The organism is Nonomuraea sp. NPDC050786, from assembly GCF_040654115.1.
Lineage (GTDB): Bacteria > Actinomycetota > Actinomycetes > Streptosporangiales > Streptosporangiaceae > Nonomuraea.
In genome coordinates this window covers 14,447-29,468 of sequence record NZ_JBFAHJ010000011.1, presented here as the reverse complement: position 1 = coordinate 29,468, position 15,022 = coordinate 14,447, and the positions used below count along the sequence as shown (strand labels likewise).

Genomic DNA, 15,022 nt, shown 5'->3' with positions numbered 1-15,022 from the left:
GAGCGTGAGGAGGGGGACGTCGCGCGACCGCGGCGGATCGAGATCAACGGGGGATGAAGCCGCGGTAGACGACGCGCCGCCGCCACAGCACCGGCCACTGCCGGTCCCTGACGCCGCTCAGGACGAGGGCGGCCACCCCGCCGACGAGGACACTGCCCACGATGATGCTCATGACGAGCATGAAGGCGATTTCCATGACGTTCCGATCGTCAGAAGTTGAAATCTAAACTACCGGTGTGAACAGCGCCCTCCCGCGCCTTATTCCCTCGTCATTCCCCCGTCCATTCCCTCGTCGTTCTGCTCGTCATTCCGCGTCGCGGATCCAGACGGTCATGTCGGAGGGGCCGCGGTTGGCCCACGAGAAGTAGGGCACGGCGGTCAGCGCGGCGCTCCGCCGGCCGGGCGGGCGGCCGCTGTACAGGTCCGCACCTGAGTCGTCGTCGGCGGTGGCGTCGGCGTGCAGGGTGACCACGCCGGTCCGCTCGTCGGGGAGCGCGTGGACGGGGACGTCGCCGGCAAGCGCGAGGTTGTGCACGGCGCTGTCGTGGTCCACGCCCTCCAGGCAGAACACGACCGGCCCGCGCTCGAGGGCGAGTTTGCCGGCGGCGGAGGCGACGGCGGGGTGTGCCCACGTCCGGCGGACCTCCATGTCGAGGTCGATCTCCACCCGGTCGCCGCTCCGCCAGCGGCGGGAGAGCGTGAGGTAGCCGTCGCGAAGGACGGGCCGGTCCACGGGTTCGCCGTTGACGGCGACCGCGGGCGTCCAGCTCCAGCCGGGGATGCGGACGGCCAGGGCGAACTCCGCCTCGTCGCCGGCGGGGGCGACGGTGACGGTGAGGCGGCCGTCCTGGGGATAGCCGGTGTCCTGGCGCAGGGTGACCTCGCCGCCGGCGAAGGTGAAGCGGCCGGTGCCGGCCACGTACAGGTTGATGACGGCTTCGCCGGGACCCTGGGCGTAGATGTAGCGGCCGAGCTCACTGATCAGCCGGGCGAGGTTCGGCGGGCAGCAGGCGCAGCCGAACCACTCCTGCCGGGCGACGCTGCCGTCGCTGGCGAGGGGGTTGCCGTAGAAGTAGTGGGTGCCGTCGGCGGAGGCGCCGCTGAGGACGCCGTTGTACAGGGCGCGTTCGAGGGTGTCGATGTAGTGCGCCTGGCCGGTGAGGTTGCTCAACCGCTGCGCCCACTGGACCAGGGCGATCGAGGCGCAGGTCTCCGCGTAGCCGTGGGCGTCGGGCAGGTGGTAGGCGGGTCCGAAGCCCTCGATGGCGGGGACGGAGCCGACTCCGCCGGTGACGTACAGCTTCTTGGTGGTGAGGTCGGCCCACAGCCGCCGCACGGCCTGGAGCAGCCGGTCGTCGTCGTACTCGCCGGCCAGGTCGGTCATCGCGCTGTACATGTACAGGGCGCGGACCGAGTGGCCGACGGCCTCGGCCTGGTCGGCCACGGGCTGGTGGCTCTGGTTGTACTCCCGGAACCCCCGCATCTCCTCCGGCCGCTGGGGGAGCGTGGTGCCGAAGTAGCCGGGGGTGCCGCGGCGCTCCAGCTCGACCTCGAAGTAGTAGGGCCGCTGCCCGCGCCAGTCGATGAGCCGCCGGCTGAGCTCGAGGTAGCGGGGCTCGCCCGTGACGCGGTAGAGCTTGACGAGCGCGAGCTCGATCTCCTGGTGCCCGCAGTAGCCGCCGGCGCAGGGGCCGTCGGGGCTGAAAACGGTGTCGATCAGGTCGGCGTAGCGGCGCACGATGTCGAGCAGCCGGGTCTTGCCGGTCGCCTCGAAGTGGGCGACCCCGGCTTCGATGAGATGACCGGCGCAGTACAGCTCGTGGGCGTCGCGGAGGTCGGTGAACCGCTGTCCCGGCTTGACGACGGTGAAGTAGGCGTTGAGGTAGCCGTCGTCCTGCTGCGCGCCGGCCAGCAGCTCGATCGCCTTGTCCACGGCCTGGTCGAGCTCGGGGTCGTCGGTGGTGGCCAGGCAGTAGCTGGCGGCCTCGATCCACTTGGCGACGTCGCTCTCCCAGAAGATGTGCGGCTCGTGCGGGTCTCCCGGCCGCCAGGTCAGGGTCAGGGCGTCGAACTGCTGACCGGGCCGGCGCATCTGGTCTTCCTGCTGCCGCAGCGTACGCGTGCGGATCAGCTCGCGGCGCGGGGCCCAGAACCGGTCATCGATGGTGACCGCGGTCAGGGGCAGCGGGTGGCGCAGGTAGGTGATCATGAATGCTCCAGGCGAACGGGGAGGACGGCGGTGCTCCAGACGTAGGCGAACGAGGCGAAGGCCGGTGCGGCGATGCCGAAGACCGGGACCAGCCCCGGCACGAGGTAGTACGCGCAGAGGATCACGCCGACCACGAGCAGCGTGACCAGCGCCTGGAGCGGGCGGGATCTCGGTACATGTTTCAGCGATGTTAGGGGCGGCCATTCAGCGATGTCAATGACAAGACAAGTCAAGGCGGCAAGCGACCGGAGTAAGGGGTGGAGGGGAGGTCAGGCCGGCGCTGAAGAGTCGCGAATCAGCAGGTGCGTGCCGGTATGCACCTGCCGGGCGTCGCCGTCGTAGCCGTCGATGCGCTCGACGAGCAGGCGGACGGCGGAGTCCACCATCGAGCCCTGATCAGGGCTCCCCGACGACAGCGACGGGATGGTGAACTCGCCCTCGTCCGTGTCGTCGAAGCCGGTGACCGCGACGTCCTCGGGGACGCGGATCCCGTGCGTACGCAGGGCTTTCAGCACACCCACGGCCATCGTGTCGTTGACGCACACCGCGGCGTCGAACCGGGGGCCGCAGCGCCGCAGCAGCCCCACCATCGCCTCGTAACCCGTGGCCCTGCGGTCCCAGTCGGAGCTGTGGGCGACGAGCGACGGATCATGCTGGATGCCGTGCTCCTCCAGCGCGGCGCGGAACCCGGCGTAGCGGTCTCCGGTCGGGACGGCGCCGACCGGACCGTTCCACACGAACGCGAGCTTGCGCCGGCCCGTGGCGAGCAGGTGCCGGGTGATCGCCAGGAAGCCCGCGTACTCCGCCATCAGCACGGTGTCCAGCGCCTTGATCGGACCGCCGCCGAGTGCCACCGCCGGGCGCCGCGGGACGGCACCGGCGAGCAGCTCGTCGCTCAGGTGGTGCGGGCAGATGATCACACCGTCGACGTCGGCGGTGGTCACGCCGAGGACCGCGTCGCGCTCCGCCGCCCCGTCATGGGCGATCCGCAGCGTGCTGGTGAACCCGCGCTCGGCCAGGGCGAGGATGAGCCGCTCGGCCTGCTCCGCGAAGTACGGCTGGTAGAGGTTCGGGACGACGACGGCGATCCTGCCGGTCCGGCCGGAGGCGAGCCCGCGCCCGGCCCGGCTCGTGGCGTGTCCCGCCTCGTAGCCGGCCTCCTCGATCGCGGCCTGCACCTTGGCCCGGGTGGCGGCCGAGACGTGCGGGCGGCCGAGGAGCACGTTGGACACGGTCTTCGCCGAGACGCCGGCCAGCGTGGCGACATCCGCGAGCGTCGGGCGCTTCATCGCGGGTCCCCGCCGAGCGTGGACTCGCGCCGTATCAGCTCGACCGGTGACACGACCGCGCGCGGCCGGCGCGGGGCCGTGCCGGCGAGACGATCGGCGAGCAGCTCCAGCGCGCTACGTGCCAGCCGGGCCGGTCCGGGGTCGACCGTGGTGAGCGACGGCGTCGAGAAGCGCCCGTCCTCCAGGTTGCCGTAGCCGATGGCCGCCACCTGTCCCGGCACATTCACCCCGTGCTTGACGAGCGCCGCGAGCGCCCCCAGTGCCACCTCGTCGTTGACGCACAGCAGCGCGTCGACGTCCGGATGCTCCTCCAGCACCCGTACGGCGGCCTGCGCGCCCGCGCGCCGGTCGGCCACCTCGCCGAGCTCCACGTGCGGTACGGCGGCCGGGTCGATGCCGGCTCCGGCGAGAGCCGCGCGCATCCGAGCGCGATCCGCTCCGAGCAGAGCCGGACGGGACCGCCCCATGACGGCGAGGTGGCGAGCCACCAGCGCCGCCGCCTCCGCGACGTCCTCGTCGACGCTGTCCACGGCCCCGTCCATCGGGCCGTCCATTTGGGTCGCACCGCCCTGCACGGCGACCACCGGGCGGTCGTCCAGCCCGTCGGTGACCAGCGCGGCCGGACCGATGACCACCACGCCGTCGAACGCCTTCCCCCGAGCGGCGAGCACCGCCTCCAGCCGGGCCGGATCGCCGTGCGTCGGCTCGACCGCGGCCAGCATCCCGTAGCGATCCGCCTCCGTGACGAGCGCCTCGACGAGCCCCGCGAGATACGGGCGGCGCAGCTCGGTGACGGCGATCCCCACCATGCCGACCAGCCCGGTCCTGAGCGTCCTGGCGGTCCGGTTGGGGACCCAGCCGAGCTCGTCGATCGCCGCGTGCACCCGCCGCACCTTCTCCGGGCGGATGTGCGGCTCGCCATTCACCACACGGGAGACCGTCTTGATCGAGACACCGGCCCGATCCGCGACCTCCCGCATCGTCACGCGCATGCGTACAGCGTAGGTCACGGCAGCGCCTGCCAGCATTCAGTTCTGATCTACAGCGACGGCCCCCACGACCTGGGCCGCCCGCCGACGCTCATGCCTGGTAAATCCCGGTAAACGGGTCAAATAGGGTCATTGCCATACTTTGTCCATGAATGCGAGTGCGAGGGTGCCGGGACGGCCCGTGGAGTGGGCGCTGCGTTCCGCGGAGCCGGCGGATGTCGAGGCGATCGCGGAGCTGCGGGCCACGGTGATGCGCCCGGATCTGGAGCGGCTGGGACGATTCGACGAGCACCGGGTCAGGCAGCGGCTGCGGGACGCCTTCGCCCCGCAGCACACCTCGGTCATCGTGGCCGCCGGCGCCTTCGCGGGCTGCGTCGCCGTGCGCCCCGCCGAGGACGGGCGGTGGCTGGAGCACTTCTATCTCGCTCCGGGCCTGCAGGGTCAGGGGGTCGGATCGGCTGTCCTGAGGACGGTGCTGCAGCAGGCCGATGCCGACGGCGTGCCCGTCCGCCTGAACGTCCTGCAGGGCAGCGCCGCCCGGCGGCTGTACGAGCGTCACGGGTTCACCGTGGAGTCCCAGGACCCGGTCGACGTCTTCATGGTGCGGCAGCCGGGCGCGGACGCCTCCTGACCCCCGTACCGGTAGACCTCCCTGCCGTCGATGTAGACGCGGACAGCCCGGCTCATGGTGTCCAGTGGATCGCCCGACCACAGCACCACATCGCCGTCGAGGCCGGGCCGTAGCGCGCCGACGCGGTCGTCGAGGCCGAGCAGCGCGGCCGGGGTGGTGGTGATCGAGCGCAGCGCGGTCCGCCGGTCCAGCCCTTCCTTCACCGCGATCGTGGCCTGGTGGACCAGGTATTGGATGGGAACCGAGTTGTGGTCGGTGGTCAGCGCGAGCGTCACTCCGGCCGCGGCCAGCAGCGCGGGACTGCGCGGCGTGCGGTTGCGCAGCTCCGGTTTGCCGCGCCCGGTGGTCAGCGGGCCGCTGACGACCGGGATCTGCCGTTCGGCCAGGAGGTCGGCCAGCAGATGGGCCTCGGTGCCGTGGTGGACGACCAGCCGGTAGCCGAACTCGTCAGCCAGGCGGAGAGCGGTGCCGATGTCGTCGGCCCGGTGGGCGTGCTGCCACCAGGGCAGCTCGCCGTCGAGCACCCTGGCCAGCACCTCCAGGCCCGGATCGCTCTCCTGCGGCCTGCGCGCGCGGTGGTCGCGGGCCCTGGTGAGGGCGTCGCGGATGACCGCGGCGATGCCCTGGCGGGTGGAGGGCAGCCTGCCGTGGTCGCCGTGCACCCGCTTGGGGTTCTCGCCGAGTGCGCTCTTCACCGCGACGGGCTCGCGCAGCACCATGTCGCCGACCGTACGGCCGTGGCACTTCAGCGCGACGGCCTGCCCGCCGATGGGGTTGGCCGAGCCCGGCAGCACCGCGGCGGTGGTGACGCCGCCCGACAGCGCGTCGGCGAACCCGGGGTCGGCCGGGTTGACGGCGTCGAGCGCGCGCAGGCGGGCGCCGTTCGGGTCGGTCGACTCGTTCAGGTCGTCGCCGGACCAGCCCTCGCCCTCCTCGTCGATGCCCAGGTGCGAGTGGGCCTCGACGAATCCGGGCAGCACCCACAGCCCGGTGGCGTCCACGATCTGGACATCGTCGGGCACCGGGACCCCGGCCCCGACGGCGATGATCTTGCCGTTCCTGATCAGCACGGTGCCGCCCTCGACGGGATCGCCGGAGACGGGCACGACGTACCCTCCGGTGAACGCGACGTCCGGGGGGACGTGGCCGGGCGGGGGGACGTGGCCGGACGGGGTGTGCGCGATCATCTCGCCTCCAGACGGGTCAGGGTGAGCTCGGCGGCGGCCAGGTCCTGCACGCCCAGCCCGACGAACTTGGCCACGGTGATCTGCGCCGGGCTCTGCCTGCCGGGGAGCCGGCCCAGGACCAGATCGCCGATCTCCACGCAGCCGTCCGCCGCGACGGCGCCCGCCGACACGGCCCCGATCAGGTCGCCCGCGAACCGGGGCGCCTCGGCGCGGCTGTCCACGACGAGCAGGTCGGCTCGGGCGAAACAGTCGGGGTCGAGCTCGGCCTTGCCCGGGTCGTCCGCGCCGACCGCGGTGACGTGCTGGCCCGGCCGCAGCCACGAGCCGCGCAGCACCGGCTCACGGGAGGCCGTCGCGGTGACGATCACGTCCGCGTCGCGGACCGCCAGGTCCGGTCGCGCCGCCACCGTCACCGACACCTGCGGTATCCGCTCGGCGAGCGCCGCCCGCAGCGTGTGGGCGGCCTCCTCGCGCCTGCCCCAGATCACGACCGCCTCCAGCGGCCGCTCCGCCACGGCGGCCAGCACCTGCAGGCCCGCCTGCACGCCCGTGCCCAGCACGGCGAGGGTGCGCGCGTCCTGCCTGGCCAGCAGCCGGGTGGCGAGCGCTCCGGCGGCGGCGGTACGCATGTCGCCGAGGTGATGCTCGTCCCGCAGCACGGCCAGCAGGTCACCGCGTTCGCCGTCGAGCACGGCGACGAAGCCGGTGCCCGCCGGGGAACGGGCGGCGAACCAGGAGGCGACCTTGACGATGATGACCGGACGCCCGGGCAGCCACGCGGATTTCACATGCACGTCGCCGTCCTCGCCCGCGGGGGTGAGCACCGAGATCGCGGTCTCGCCGAGCCCTCGGCTGTGTTCGGCGAACGCCCGCGCGACCGGTTCGACCAGGTCGCCGATGCCGACCGCCCGCCTGATGTCCGCGGCCTCGTAGATCTTCACCGGTCACCGCCGGGCAGGACCTCGAGCGTGCCGGTTCCGACCCGCACCACCTCGCCGCCGACCGTGACCCGCTCGACGGCGTCGGCGCCGCCGTACGCGCCGATCGAGATGGCGCTGGGGCGGCCGGTGAAGCGGCCCTGCGCCAGCGTCACCCGCTCACCGTCGCCGAGACGGCCGCGGCTCATCAGGTACGCGGCCACGCATCCTGCTGCGCTGCCCGTCGCGACGTCCTCCATCAGGCCGTCGTTGTTCCAGTGACGACCCTCGGGCGTGGCGGCGTCCAGCAGGTAGGCGAACTGCGCGCCGCGTGCCTCCAGGAAGCCGGTCAGATCGCGGTGCGCGATCCTCGCCCCGGCCAGCGCCTCGGCGCGCACCGGAACGATCAGGTAGCGCAGGCCGGTGGACCAGACCTCGGGCGGCAGCGCCTCGTCCAGGTCGTCCGGCGCCAGGCCGAACGCCGCCGCGATCGCGTCCCGGTCGCCGGCCGGCGGGCGCGCGACGAGCTCGGGGCGGCCCGTCTCCAGGAGTGCGGCCACGCGTCCCGGCGCGCTCCGGCGGGTGCTGACCTTGACGGCGCCGGCCGGGAGCGCGAACGTCCACGCGCGGTACCGCTCGGCCGTGGGAGCGTCGAGGTCGTGCAGGACGGCGGCGGCGCCCAGGACGGGGTGCCCGGCGAAGTCGAGCTCCTCGATCAGGTCGAAGACCCTGGCCTGGATCGCGTCGCCCGAGCGGCGCACGAAGATCGTCTCGAAGTGCCGGAGCTCCTGGGTGATCAGGGACATCTGGGCGGCGCTCAGCGGTGGCGGGTCGACGAAGACCGCCAGGCTGTTGCCCGAGTACGGCCCGTCGGCGAAGACGTCGACGTGGTGGTAGGCGACTGGCATGCGCCTCAGCCTAGGAAAGTGCCCATCCCATTGAGAAGCGCAATATTGCTATGCGAGCCATAATGCTTGCTTATGGCACATGACCTTGAGATCGCCGACCTGCGGTCGTTCGCGACGGTGGTCCGCGCGGGCAGCATCACCAGGGCGGCCCACGCGCTTCAGCTCAGCCAGCCCGCCGTGAGCCAGCGCATCCATCGCCTGGAGCGCGCCGCGGGCGACCGCCTGCTCGTCCGCGACGCCCGCGGCACCCGGATCACCCCCGCCGGCGAGAAGCTCCTGGCCTACGCCGAACGCATGCTCGCCCTCCACGACGAGGCCCGCGCCTCCATCGACGCGCAGGGCGACCAGGCCACCGGGTCCCGCACCGTCGGCCTGCTCGAAGATCTCGCCGTCACCACGCTGCCCACCACGCTGGCCGACTTCGCCGCCCTGCATCCGGGCATCGACCTGGAGGTGGTCATCGGCCCGGCCCAGGCCCTCCGCGAGCGCGCCGAACACGGCCGGCTGGACCTCGCGCTCGGCGACCCGTCCGTCATGCCGGACGCCGCGGTCCGCTGGCGCCGCCGGGTGCCCCTCGCGTGGGCCGCCGCGGCGTCACTCGACCCGGCGCTCGACCCGCTGCCGCTGGTGATGTTCTCCATGCCCTGCCATTGGCGCGCGCCGGTGCTCGACGCGCTCAACCAGCGGGGCCGCCGCTGGCGCATCGCCTTCCAGAGCACGAGCCTCGCCGCCGTCCAGGCCGCGATCTGCGCGGGCATCGGTGTGGGCACGCTGCTGGCCGGCAACGTCCCGGCCCATGCCGTACGGCTCGGCAGCCGCCACGATCTGCCGCCGGCGCCCCAGGTCGAGATCGCCATCACCAGGCGGCCGGGCACGGAGAACGACGCGGCCGTCGACAGCCTGGAACGCCTGCTCCGCCAGTCCGTCGCCGCCGACCACGGAGCCTGATCCTGCCGGGGGTCCACGCGGTGAAAGTTTCACCTGGATCCCCGACTTCGTCCATGGTCAGCGCGGTGGCCGCGCCTCCGGGCGCCGGGACGTCCTTGCGGAGCATCCGGGGCGGGGGGATCTTGGGAGCGCTCCCAAATCACCCGGAGAACATACATGGCAATCCACCGGAACCCGTGGCGCAGAGCGTTGACGGCGGCAGCGGCCGTCCTGCTCGCCGGATTCGGGCTCGCAACCGTCCAGACGGCCGCTGACGCCGCCGTGTCGTGTACGGCCACGTACTCCAAGACCTGGGACAGCGGCGGCGGCGCGTTCGGCGCCACCATCACGGTGACCAACACCGGTGACCCGTTGACGACCTGGGCGCTGAGCTTCGACTTCCCCAACAGCCAGGTGATCACCCAGATGTGGGAGGGCACGCCCACCCCGGCGACGCCCACGCCGGCGGGTGCGGTCATCACCATCAACCCGCTCTCCTACAACGCGGCCAAGGGCACCGGGGTGACCTGGACCGTCGGCTTCAACGGCACCTACACCGGCGGCGTCAACAACAACCCGCCCAGCGTCTCGTGCACCGGCAACGGTGGCGGAAGCACGCAGCAGGCCCTGGTGGTCTCCCCGACCGGCGTGAGCGTGCCCGAGGGCGGCACCGCCGGCTACACGGTCCGCCTGCGCTCCCAGCCGTCCGGCAACGTGACGGTCACCAGCACCGCCGGCACCGGTGACAACGACATCACCGTGAGCGCCGGCGCCTCCCTGACCTTCACCACGGCCAACTGGAGCACCCCGCAGACCGTGACGCTCCGCGCCGCGGAGGACTCCGACACCGCCAACGGCACCCGGCCGATCACCGTCGCCTCCTCGGGCCTGCCCTCCGTCACCGTGAACGCCACCGAGGCCGACAACGACGGCGGCACCGGTGGGGCGGCCCCCGCACTGCACGTCTCCGGGAACAAGCTGCTCACCGCCGGCGGCGCCACCTACCGCATGCTCGGCGTCAACCGGGCCAGCGGCGAGTTCGCCTGCGTGCAGGGCAAGGGCATGTGGGACAGCGGCCCCGTGGACCAGGCCTCGGTCAACGCGATGAAGGCCTGGAACATCCACGCGGTCCGCATCCCGCTGAACGAGGAGTGCTGGAACGGCACCAACGGCTCGCCCAGCGGAGCGACGTACCAGCAGAACGTCAAGGAGTACGTGAACCTGCTGGTCGCCAACGGCATCACGCCGATCGTGGAGATGCACTGGAACTACGGCCAGTACACCGGGCAGGGCGCCGGCTGCTCCGACACCACGGCGACCTGCCAGAAGCCGATGCCCGACGCCCAGTACGCGCCGACGTTCTGGACCGGGGTGGCCAACATGTTCAAGGGCAACAACGCGGTCGTCTTCGACCTGTTCAACGAGCCCTACCCGGACGCGGCCGCCAACTGGAACGCGACCGCCGGCTGGACCTGCTGGCGCGACGGCGGCACCTGCACCGGCATCGGCTATCAGGTGGCCGGCATGCAGTCACTGGTGAACACGGTACGCGCCACCGGCGCGACCAACGTCATCATGCTCGGCGGCCTGGCCTGGTCCAACGACCTGAGCCAGTGGCTGACCTACAAGCCGAACGACCCGACGGGCAACCTGATGGCCGCCTGGCACACCTACAACTTCAACACCTGCTCCAACACCTCCTGCTGGGACAGCCAGGTCGGGGCGGTCGCCGCGAAGGTGCCCGTGCACGCCGGTGAGATCGGCCAGAACTCCTGCGCTCACGACTACATCGACCAGGTGATGGCGTGGGCCGACGGGCACGGCGTCGGATACACGGCCTGGACGTGGAACCCGTGGGGCTGCAGCGGCGGGAACGTGCTCATCACCGACTACAACGGCACCCCCACCAGCACGTACGGAGAGGGCTTCAAGGCCCACCTGCTCACCCAGAACCCGCTCTCCTAGAACCACTGGGCCGGGCCCGTCGCCTGGCGGGCCTGGCCGGTGGTCAGGACCATGCGGAAGCGGGCCTGGCCGGAGAGCATCTTCCGGAACGCCGCCCCGGCCTCCTCCAGCGGGGCCTCCTCGATCCACGCCCGGACGCCGGTCTGGGCGGCGAACTTCATGGTGTTCTGGGTGTCGACCGCGATGCCGGAAGCGTGGCCGTACACCCGCCTGGCCCCGTTCACCAGCTGCAGGGGCGTGACGTTCAGCGGTTCCATGTCGACGCCGACGACGACGAGCTCGCCGCGGCGTCCCAGCCCGTCGACCGCCGCGGACATCAGCGCGGCGTTGGTCACCGTCGCCAGCACCACCTTGGCCCCTCCGCGGGCCCGCAGCGCGTCGGCGATCTGCTCGGCGGAGCTGTCGATGTAGTGAGCCGCGCCGAGCTTGTGAGCCAGCGACGCCTTCTCGGAGCCGCGGGCGATCGCGACCGTGTCGAAGCCCATCTTCGCGGCGAACTGGACGCCCAGGTGGCCCAGGCCGCCCAGGCCGAGGATCGCGACGGTGTCGCCGGAACGCGCGGAGCTGCGGCGCAGCGCGTTGTACACGGTCACCCCCGCGCAGGCCAGAGGCGCGGCCTCCACCGCCGTGAGCTCGTCCGGGACGGCGGCCAGGGCGACGGCCGGCACCACGACGGAGTCGGCGTACCCTCCGGCGTACGCGACCCCCGGCACCTGAAGCTCGGGACAGAGGATGCCGTCGCCCTCCCTGCAGGCGTCGCAGTGCCCGCAACTGCCTCCGTACCAGCCGACCGCCACGCGATCACCGACGGACCAGCCGGTGACCTCGCCGCCGACGGCGGCGATGCGCCCCGCGATCTCGTGCCCTGGCGTGAGGGGAAAGGTGGTGCCCGGGATGTTCCCGGAAGTGATCAACACGTCGGAGTGGCAGACCCCGCACGCCTCGACGGTGACCCGCACCTGGCCCGGCCCCGGTTCGCGGGTGTCCACCTGAATCAGTGTCAGGTCGCCCCCGGGCTCGGCGACCTGGATGGAACGGTCCACAGCAGGAGAGGACATGTCGCCTCCTCTTCTTCTCGTGGGACGGCAGTGGCCTCATGGGAAGCCCTCACTGGTCCACCGTTTCCAGTTTCACCTCATCTATGTCGGTGTGGGGCGGGTATCACGGTCGGCCCCCGCCCCTTCGGGTTGATCAGTTCTTGGTGTCCTTGGCGAGCGAGCCGCAGGTGTAGCCCTTCTCCCGCTCGGGGTCGAGCTGGATGCTGCCGAGGTTGGTCGTCTCCATGGGCCGGCGGAAGGTCTCGTACTTGTCGCAGTCGTAGAAGACGTACGTGCCGTCGCTCTCGCCGAGCAGCATCATCCAGCGACCGTCGTAGAGCGGCTTGTCGTCCTCGGCGTTCTTGAGGATGGTCCACTGGTCCTGGAAGCCGACGTAGCCCAGCAGTTCGTTGGCCTGGCCGGTCTCCTGGACCTCCACCGCGCCCCGGACCATCGCCAGGATGAGCAGGCAGCCCAGGCCGATCCCGGTGAGGGCGCCGACGAGGACCTTCATGCCGGCACGCCCGACCGGCCTGCGGCGCATCAGCCGGAACGGCACCAGGAACGTCAGCACGCCGAGCCCCACGGCGATGACCACCATGACGGCGAGGTCGAGATCGCCGAGGATGTTGAACAGCCCCCAGTAGGTCGCACCGCACCACAGCGCGGCGATCACGGCGGAGATCCACGGACGCCGCCGGACGGTGCCGACCAGCCTGCCGAGCGCGCCACCGGCCAGCTTGTCGGCCAGCCACCACAAGCCGGTGAGGAGGCCGAGCGCGGGGATGCCGACCAGCATGATCAGGACCAGGGTGCCCATGAGCCGGCCCAGGAGCACGGACTGGTCGATGCCCGCCTGCTCCGGGTTGATGCCGAAGACGCCGTACATCTCCTGGACGCCGAGGTAGAGCAGCGCGTAGAGGCCGACGCCGATGGGGACGATGACGGAGCTGATGCGCTCGAGCATCCTGAGAACGCTGCCGTCGCCGCTCTCCTCCGGAGAGGCGTCCTTCTCGGGAGGCGGGGATATATCAGTGCGGTCTTCCGCAACCTGGAGCATGGACATGGCGCACGAAGATAGAGCCCGGGCGTTGACGAATTATTGACGGAACATATATGCCTTCGGTGCGAGACCGGAATGTCCGGCGCTGCGCCTCGCCGCCGCGGTCACGGTGCCGCCCAGGTGAAGCCGGGCATCACGCTGCGAGCGGCGCCCCGAACCATCGTGACAGTGCCGTGCGGAGGCCCTCGCGGTCATCAGAGCCGGGACGGGGCGACGCCGAGGCCCAGGCGATGTAGCAGTCCGGGCGCAGGAGCAGTCCGGTGACGGACGCGGCGGAGCCATCGGGGCGCGTCGTGACCGGGTCCTGGAGGCGGGCCGTGACGACGTCCACCCGGTCGCGCCATCCCGAGACCTCCCCGGCGAGCGATTCCTGCTCGGTCAGGTCCACCAGGAGGGGCCGGGCCTCCCCGGTCAGGCCGGCGAGCCGGACGGGGCCGGTTCCGGTGTCCAGCAGCAGGTCCGGGGCCCACCGGCCGATCAAGGGGTGGGCGTCGTCACCCGCGCCCATCTCGTAGCGGAGGTCGGCGCCGGCCATCATGTCCGCGATGTGCTGGACGTTGCGCCGGTCGGCGAGGAACTCGGTGAACAGCACGCGCAGCGCCGTGACCTCGGCGCCTGGGGCGATCAGCGCCGACTGGGACTGGGTGTGCATGACCACCCGTTCGGAGGCCGGCCGCCGTTCGGTCTCGTAGCTGTCCAGCAGCCCGAGCGGGGCCCAGCCGCGGATCTCGGCGGCGAGTTTCCAGCCCAGGTTCACCGCGTCCTGCAGGCCCAGGTTGAGACCGGGCCCGCCGATCGCGCTGTGCACGTGCGCGGCGTCGCCGACCAGCAGGACCCGGCGCTCCCGGTACCGGTCGGCGATGCGCGTGTTGCCACCGACCAGCGTGCGCCGCAGGAAGGGGCCGTCGCCCGCCGGCTCGCCGAGCGGCACGTCGGCGTCGAGCACCCGCCGGACGCTGGCGCGCATCTCGTCCAGGGACAGTGGCCGCTCGTCGCCGGGTGGGTCAGAGGGCCACTCGGTGGTGGCCACCAACGGCGTCCTGCCGGGGAACGGGGCGTACACGAACAGCCCGCGCTCGGTGCGGTGGTGCAGGAACGGCGGGATGTGCCCGTGGCCGGGCACGTTCAGGCCGCCCGTGGCCGGATCGACCATCGACTCCGGCACCGTGGCGTGCACGGTGCGGGAGACCGTGCCGTCCCTGGTCACGCCGGGGAAGCCGATGCCGGCCAGCTTGCGCGTCAGGCTGCCGCCGCCGTCCGCCCCCACCAGGTAGCCGGCGTCCATCCGGTAGGCGCCGGCCGGTCCCATGACCTCGACCGTGACCGCGTCGTCCCGCTGTGACAGCCCGGTGATCTCGTGTCCCCGGCGGATCTCTACGCCCAGCTCGAGCGCGCGCTCCTCCAGGACCGCTTCGATGCGCGGCTGTGGCACGCCCAAGAGATAGAGCGGATTGTCCTCCAGCATGCTCAGGTCCAGCGGGAGCGCGCCGAACACGTAGACAGGCGCCGGTTGCGGCGGCTCCTTGGAGCCGCTCAGGCGCTCGTACAGGCCGCGCCGTTCGAGCAGCCGCACCACCTGGCCGACCAGGCCGTTGGCGCGGATCTCGCCGATGCGTTCCGGCAGCCGCTCCAGCACCACCGGCCGTACTCCGGCGAGGCTCAGTTCGCAGGCCAGCATCAGCCCGTTCGGGCCTCCTCCGACGATGACGACATCGGCAGACATGGCGTTCCTCCTGAAAATGGGCATGACGGGGCGACCGGCGGCGTGCCGGTTGCTCACTGTGGGGTGTGCGGGGTTCGCGTCAGGGGACGGGCAGCCCCGCCGACACCTGCCGGAGTGCGTCGATCAGCAGGTCCGTGATCGGGGCGGCGGAGTGGGCGCGCATCCAGCGGCCGGTGA

14 protein-coding genes are annotated in these 15,022 nt (G+C 71.9%); 3 read left to right on the top strand and 11 right to left on the bottom strand.

Annotated elements, in window-relative coordinates; all coding sequences use genetic code 11:
* Positions 1 to 43: 43 nt before the first annotated feature.
* From AB0H84_RS21510 to AB0H84_RS21490, 5 genes are all read right to left on the bottom strand, one after another.
* Positions 44 to 172 (bottom strand): hypothetical protein, encoded by a 129-nt coding sequence (locus tag AB0H84_RS21510; RefSeq protein WP_357606664.1) that lies wholly within the window; start codon positions 170 to 172, stop codon positions 44 to 46.
* 132 nt (positions 173 to 304) lie between these two features.
* Entirely contained in the window at positions 305 to 2,209 is a 1,905-nt protein-coding gene (locus AB0H84_RS21505; protein ID WP_357606661.1) for a beta-L-arabinofuranosidase domain-containing protein, read from the bottom strand.
* Positions 2,206 to 2,343 carry a hypothetical protein gene (locus AB0H84_RS21500; RefSeq protein ID WP_357606658.1) on the bottom strand — a complete coding sequence of 46 codons (138 nt, stop codon included), beginning with the start codon at positions 2,341 to 2,343 and terminating at the stop codon, positions 2,206 to 2,208. Before AB0H84_RS21500 ends, AB0H84_RS21505 begins: the two co-directional genes overlap by 4 nt.
* A gap of 135 nt (positions 2,344 to 2,478) precedes the next feature.
* Positions 2,479 to 3,498, bottom strand: coding sequence for a LacI family DNA-binding transcriptional regulator (locus AB0H84_RS21495; protein ID WP_357606655.1), 1,020 nt, complete (start codon positions 3,496 to 3,498; stop codon positions 2,479 to 2,481).
* A complete protein-coding gene (locus tag AB0H84_RS21490; protein WP_357606652.1) occupies positions 3,495 to 4,490 on the bottom strand; it encodes a LacI family DNA-binding transcriptional regulator in 996 nt (331 codons plus the stop codon). The genes AB0H84_RS21495 and AB0H84_RS21490 overlap by 4 nt, the downstream gene beginning before the upstream one ends.
* Before the next feature lie 145 nt (positions 4,491 to 4,635).
* Here AB0H84_RS21490 and AB0H84_RS21485 point away from each other — a divergent pair, with 145 nt between their 5' ends.
* Positions 4,636 to 5,118: a GNAT family N-acetyltransferase gene (locus AB0H84_RS21485; protein ID WP_357606649.1), complete on the top strand. Its 483-nt coding sequence runs from the start codon at positions 4,636 to 4,638 to the stop codon at positions 5,116 to 5,118.
* Here AB0H84_RS21485 and AB0H84_RS21480 read toward each other — a convergent pair.
* Genes AB0H84_RS21480 through AB0H84_RS21470 form a run of 3 tightly spaced genes read right to left on the bottom strand, consistent with a single transcriptional unit; the run spans position 5,043 to position 8,130 of the window.
* Positions 5,043 to 6,305, bottom strand: coding sequence for an amidohydrolase (locus AB0H84_RS21480; protein WP_357606646.1), 1,263 nt, complete (start codon positions 6,303 to 6,305; stop codon positions 5,043 to 5,045). The two genes, AB0H84_RS21485 and AB0H84_RS21480, sit on opposite strands and share 76 nt — an antisense overlap.
* Positions 6,302 to 7,246, bottom strand: a complete 945-nt coding sequence (locus AB0H84_RS21475) for an ornithine cyclodeaminase family protein (protein ID WP_357606642.1) — start codon at positions 7,244 to 7,246, stop codon at positions 6,302 to 6,304. The genes AB0H84_RS21480 and AB0H84_RS21475 overlap by 4 nt, the downstream gene beginning before the upstream one ends.
* The gene (locus AB0H84_RS21470) at positions 7,243 to 8,130 is read right to left on the bottom strand and encodes a PhzF family phenazine biosynthesis protein (RefSeq protein ID WP_357606639.1); all 888 of its coding nucleotides are present in this window, start codon (positions 8,128 to 8,130) and stop codon (positions 7,243 to 7,245) included. The genes AB0H84_RS21475 and AB0H84_RS21470 overlap by 4 nt, the downstream gene beginning before the upstream one ends.
* Before the next feature lie 72 nt (positions 8,131 to 8,202).
* Between AB0H84_RS21470 and AB0H84_RS21465 the strand changes: the two genes are divergently transcribed.
* Both AB0H84_RS21465 and AB0H84_RS21460 read left to right on the top strand, forming a co-directional pair.
* Positions 8,203 to 9,078: a LysR substrate-binding domain-containing protein gene (locus tag AB0H84_RS21465; protein WP_357606636.1), complete on the top strand. Its 876-nt coding sequence runs from the start codon at positions 8,203 to 8,205 to the stop codon at positions 9,076 to 9,078.
* Positions 9,079 to 9,234: 156 nt separating this feature from the next.
* On the top strand, positions 9,235 to 11,022 hold the full coding sequence (locus tag AB0H84_RS21460; RefSeq protein ID WP_357606632.1) for a cellulase family glycosylhydrolase: 1,788 nt from the start codon (positions 9,235 to 9,237) through the stop codon (positions 11,020 to 11,022).
* On the opposite strand, the gene AB0H84_RS21455 is transcribed toward AB0H84_RS21460, so the two are convergent.
* The 3 genes from AB0H84_RS21455 to AB0H84_RS21445 all read right to left on the bottom strand — a co-directional run bounded on the left by AB0H84_RS21455 (position 11,019) and on the right by AB0H84_RS21445 (position 14,845).
* Complete coding sequence (locus AB0H84_RS21455; RefSeq protein WP_357606629.1) at positions 11,019 to 12,080, bottom strand: alcohol dehydrogenase catalytic domain-containing protein; 1,062 nt, start codon at positions 12,078 to 12,080, stop codon at positions 11,019 to 11,021. The two genes, AB0H84_RS21460 and AB0H84_RS21455, sit on opposite strands and share 4 nt — an antisense overlap.
* Before the next feature lie 133 nt (positions 12,081 to 12,213).
* Positions 12,214 to 13,125, bottom strand: coding sequence for a hypothetical protein (locus AB0H84_RS21450; RefSeq protein WP_357606626.1), 912 nt, complete (start codon positions 13,123 to 13,125; stop codon positions 12,214 to 12,216).
* A gap of 130 nt (positions 13,126 to 13,255) precedes the next feature.
* Positions 13,256 to 14,845: an FAD-dependent monooxygenase gene (locus tag AB0H84_RS21445; RefSeq protein WP_357606623.1), complete on the bottom strand. Its 1,590-nt coding sequence runs from the start codon at positions 14,843 to 14,845 to the stop codon at positions 13,256 to 13,258.
* Positions 14,846 to 15,022: the final 177 nt, after the last annotated feature.